The organism is Nocardia sp. NPDC050717 (assembly GCF_040654275.1).
Classification (GTDB): domain Bacteria; phylum Actinomycetota; class Actinomycetes; order Mycobacteriales; family Mycobacteriaceae; genus Nocardia.
Genome location: NZ_JBFAHR010000005.1, coordinates 124,413 through 128,017, shown reverse-complemented (window position 1 = coordinate 128,017; position 3,605 = coordinate 124,413). Strand labels below are relative to the sequence as shown.

At 67.5% G+C, this 3,605-nt stretch carries 2 protein-coding genes; both read right to left on the bottom strand.

Annotation, left to right across the window (positions count from 1 at the left end):
- Window positions 1–606: 606 nt before the first annotated feature.
- Window positions 607–2,883 (bottom strand): polyribonucleotide nucleotidyltransferase, encoded by a 2,277-nt coding sequence (locus tag AB0H56_RS13210; protein WP_357161588.1) that lies wholly within the window; start codon window positions 2,881–2,883, stop codon window positions 607–609.
- A 391-nt stretch (window positions 2,884–3,274) separates the two neighbouring features.
- Window positions 3,275–3,544, bottom strand: coding sequence for a 30S ribosomal protein S15 (gene rpsO / locus AB0H56_RS13205; RefSeq protein WP_110035787.1), 270 nt, complete (start codon window positions 3,542–3,544; stop codon window positions 3,275–3,277).
- Window positions 3,545–3,605 lie beyond the last annotated feature (61 nt).

Genomic DNA, 3,605 nt, shown 5'->3' with positions numbered 1-3,605 from the left:
CTGGACTGCCTTCCATCTACCGACCGCAGGGGAGGCCGCGCGGCCGCGAAACAACTCTCGAACTCCCCGGGCCCACCGGGGTAACAGAATCGGCGCGGGCGGCCAACCCCGGGCACCCTGCCCGAAATCCGCCCTCTCACACCGGCATCCCGCGCTGATCGGCTCTGACACGATCAGCACGCTCCGGCTCGCCGCCGTGGGGATACATTCCCTACAGCTATGACTCGGCTATCTCTGAAGACCTCCATCATCGACCACACCACCCGGCACCACGCCCGCAGACGACTGAAGCGTATTCGGTTCAGTAATAAACCGGACCAGATTCCACTAAAATCTCGAAGCGAGGGAAATTCGGTGACTCAGCGCGGGGACCAGCAAACCGTCCGCATACGGCTCGGCGTCGACCCGGGGCGCGCCGCTCCCGAAGCAGGCACGGCGGCCGTCCACCCAGCGGCGGACTGTGTCGGGCAACACTATGTGAAACAACGTTGCATCACCGTTGCATCGCAGTGATTCACACCACTTCGCCCAGGTACCCGCACAGCACGAAACCCCCCGCCGTCCGAGACGGCGAGGGGTTTCGCGACAGGTGGAGCTACCGGAGCCTTACTCGGCGGCGGCGTCCTCGGCCTCGGCGGCCGGGGCGTCGGCCGCGGCGGCCTCCTCCTCGACCGGGACCAGCGAGATCTTGCCGCGGTTGTCGATGTCGGCGATCTCCACGCGCAGCTTGTCGCCGACGTTGACCACGTCCTCGACCTTGGCCACGCGCTTGCCCTGACCCAGCTTGGAGATGTGCACCAGGCCGTCCCGGCCGGGCAGCAGCGAGACGAACGCGCCGAAGGCGGTGGTCTTGACGACCGTGCCCAGGAAGCGCTCGCCGACCTTCGGCAGCTGCGGGTTGGCGATCGCGTTGATCGCGTCGATCGCGGCCTGGGCCGAGGGCCCGTCGGTCGCACCGACGAACACGGTGCCGTCGTCCTCGATGGAGATGTTGGCGCCGGTGTCCTCGGTGATCTGGTTGATCATCTTGCCCTTGGGCCCGATGACCTCACCGATCTTGTCGACCGGGATCTTGATCGCGGTGACGCGCGGGGCGTACGGGCTCATCTCGTCCGGGGTGGCGATGGCCTCGGCCATCACGTCCAGGATGGTGGTGCGGGCGTCGTGCGCCTGGTTCAGCGCGCCGGCCAGCACCTGCGAGGGGATGCCGTCGAGCTTGGTGTCCAGCTGCAGGGCGGTGACGAAGTCACGGGTACCGGCAACCTTGAAGTCCATGTCGCCGAAGGCGTCCTCGGCGCCGAGGATGTCGGTCAGCGCCACGTAGCGGACCTCGTCCTCACCCTTGTCGTTGGTGACGGTGTCCGACACCAGGCCCATGGCGATACCCGCGACCGGCGCCTTCAGCGGCACACCGGCGTTGAGCAGCGACAGGGTGGAGGCACACACCGAGCCCATCGAGGTGGAGCCGTTGGAGCCAAGCGCCTCCGAGACCTGACGGATGGCGTAGGGGAACTCCTCCTGCGAGGGCAGCACCGGCATCAGCGCACGCTCGGCGAGCGCGCCGTGGCCGATCTCGCGACGCTTCGGCGAACCGACGCGGCCGGTCTCACCGGTGGAGAACGGCGGGAAGTTGTAGTGGTGCATGTAGCGCTTGGTGGTCTCCGGGCCGAGCGAGTCGACCTGCTGGGCCATCTTCACCATGTCGAGGGTGGTGACGCCCATGATCTGGGTCTCGCCACGCTCGAACAGCGCCGAACCGTGGGCGCGCGGGATCACGGCGACCTCGGCGCTCAGGGCGCGGATGTCGGCCAGACCGCGGCCGTCGATGCGGAAGCCGTCGGTGAGGATGCGCTGACGCACCAGCTTCTTGGTGACCGAGCGGAACGCGGCGCCCAGTTCCTTCTCGCGACCGGTGAAGTCCTCGCCGAGACGCGAGAGCACGTCCAGCTTGATCTCGTCGATCTTGGCCTCACGGGCCTGCTTGTCGGCGATCGACAGGGCCTCGTTCAGCTCACGCTTGGCGGTGCCCTCGACGGCCTCGAACACGTCGGCGGCGTACGGCGGGAAGAGCGGGAACTCCTCGGTGGGCTTGGCAGCCAGGGTCGCCAGGTCCGACTGCGCGCGGCACAGGCGGGCGATGAACGGCTTGGCGGCCTCGAGGCCCTCGGCCACGACGGCCTCGGTGGGCGCCTGCGCGCCGTCCTCGATCAGGGCGATGACCTTGTCGGTGGCCTCGGCCTCGACCATCATGATGGCGACGTCACCGGTCTCGGTGACGCGACCCGCGACGACCATGTCGAACACGGCGCCCTCGAGCTGCTCCACGGTCGGGAACGCGACCCACTGGCCACCGATCAGGGCGACGCGCACGCCGCCGACCGGGCCGGAGAACGGCAGGCCGGAGATCTGGGTGGACGCCGAGGCGGCGTTGATGGCCACCACGTCGTAGAGGTCCTGCGGGTCGAGGCTCAGCACGGTGACCACGACCTGGATCTCGTTGCGCAGGCCGTCGACGAACGACGGGCGCAGCGGACGGTCGATCAGGCGGCAGGTCAGGATCGCGTCGGTGGAGGGGCGGCCCTCGCGACGGAAGAACGAACCGGGGATGCGGCCCGCGGCGTACATGCGCTCTTCGACGTCGACCGTCAGCGGGAAGAAGTCGAACTGGTCCTTGGGGTGCTTACCGGCGGTGGTCGCCGACAGCAGCATGGTCTCGTCGTCCAGGTAGGCGACCACGGAGCCGGCGGCCTGCTTGGCCAGGCGGCCTGTCTCGAAGCGAATGGTGCGGGTGCCGAAGCTGCCGTTGTCGATCAGCGCGACCGACTCGAAAACACCGGGCTCGACCTCGACCGCGGTCGAAGTACGTTCAGTTGTCTGCGTCATATTTCTTCTCTCGACCTCTCGTCTCGCCGGAGCGCAGCACCATGTGGGCGCGAACCGGCTGTTCGTCAGCCGTACCGGACACGGACACGTGGGAACCCTCCTGGCTGCCACGCGCAGCACCCGGCCGTATCCCCTCGGCTGAAGACATTCCACAAGAGGGGCGTCGCGGAGGCGATCATCGATCGAAGCCCGACGGCGGCGGGAAAGATGCCTGCCGAAAGGCCACTACCGAAGACCGACGCCACGCGGACGGATGCACACGGCTGTCACATGTTGTAGTGCACGCGGAGACCCCATGGTCTCCGAATACACGAATAGCCAACGAGAAGAGTGTACGTCTTCTCGTCGGCTATCGAGTCACCGCCTCAGCGGGGAGGCGTGTCGATCCAGGTCAGCGGCGCAGGCCGAGACGCTCGATCAGCGAGCGGTAGCGCTCGATGTCCTTGGCCTGCAGGTACTTCGACAGGCGACGACGACGACCGATCAGGGCCAGCAGGCCGTGGCGGGTGTGGTGGTCGTGCTTGTGCTTCTTCAGGTGCTCGGTCAGGTCCGAGATCCGCTTCGACAGCAGCGCGATCTGCGCCTCCGGCGAACCGGTGTCCTTCTCGTGCAGGCCGTACTCGGCCAGGATGGCCGACTTCTGCTCAGTGGTCAGCGCCATGCGGGCAGACTCCTCATTTCTCAGTTCCGCGCTCGAAAGTCCGGTTACCCGGGGTGGGCGC